The sequence below is a fragment of the Gordonia desulfuricans NBRC 100010 genome (assembly GCF_001485495.1).
Lineage (GTDB): Bacteria > Actinomycetota > Actinomycetes > Mycobacteriales > Mycobacteriaceae > Gordonia > Gordonia desulfuricans.
On the sequence record NZ_BCNF01000232.1, the window covers coordinates 1 to 1,065 of the forward strand.

Sequence of the window (1,065 nt, forward strand, 5' to 3'; positions counted from 1 at the left end):
TGCAGCCGAGTCGAGTTGAACCAGTCGACGTAACCCAGGGTCGCGTATTCGACGTCCGAGAGGTCCTTGTAGGGCCCAGCGTGGAACACCGTGGTCTGGATGCACTCGGTCTTGTACAGGCCGTTCGTCGACTCGATCAGCGCATTGTCGTAGGCGTCGCCCACCGATCCGATCGACGCGGTGATCGATTCCAGATCAAGCGTGCCCGTCAGGGCCGACGACGTATATTGCGAACCCGCATCACTGTGATGGATCAACTCGCCCGCCACCACCGGCCGACCTTCCCGCTCCCGCTCCGAGAGCGCCATCCGAAGCGGAATCATCACCAGCTCAACCGTTTTCGACGTAGACGCATGCCACGCCACGATCTTGCGGGAATACACATCGAGGATCAACGCGACATACACCCAACCCCGCCAGGTCCGCACATAGGTGAAATCGGTGACCCACACCCGGTTCGGGGCCGGCGCGGTGAACTCCCGGTTCAACAAGTCACCAGCCCGTTTCCCACCCGCTGCAGGGATCGTCGTCCGAATCTTCGTACAACGACGAATACCGTTGAGTTCCAACACCTTCATCGCCCGATCAACCGATCCGACAGACACCCCCGGCAGGCACGTCCGGTGCAGCAGAGCACGCATCTTCTCACGCCCGTACAGCCCTTCGGGCGTCAGCCGACGCCGCCCACGATCATCGGTCCGCCAAGCGATATCACGAATCCTGTCCACCGTCACCGCATCGGAATGGGTGCGTCCGGCAGGCCGACGCGACCGCCAGGCCCGATAGGTGCGTGCGGCGATCTGACAGCCCTGCTCAGACAGGACTCGGCAGATCGACTCGACCGCAACACCTTTGGTACGCATCTCATCAATGAAGCTGATGATCATCGATTGCGGGGGTCGAGTTCCCCCACGAAGAAAGACGTCGCCGCTTTCAACACCTCGACGTCCTCACGCAACCGCTTGTTCTCGGCCTTCAAACGCTTCAGCTCGGCGAGCTCGGTACTGCTGGCCCCGGGCCTCCGGCCCCCATCGACCTCGGCCTGCACCGCCCACCGGCGCACCG

At 62.6% G+C, this 1,065-nt stretch carries 1 pseudogene and 1 other annotated feature; the pseudogene reads right to left on the reverse strand.

Going from position 1 to position 1,065, the window contains the following annotated elements:
* Positions 1-1,065 (reverse strand): annotated as a pseudogene (locus GD1_RS24910) (IS3 family transposase); the annotation flags it as partial.
* Positions 792-926 (reverse strand) — a sequence feature (AL1L pseudoknot). Its footprint overlaps the pseudogene before it by 135 nt.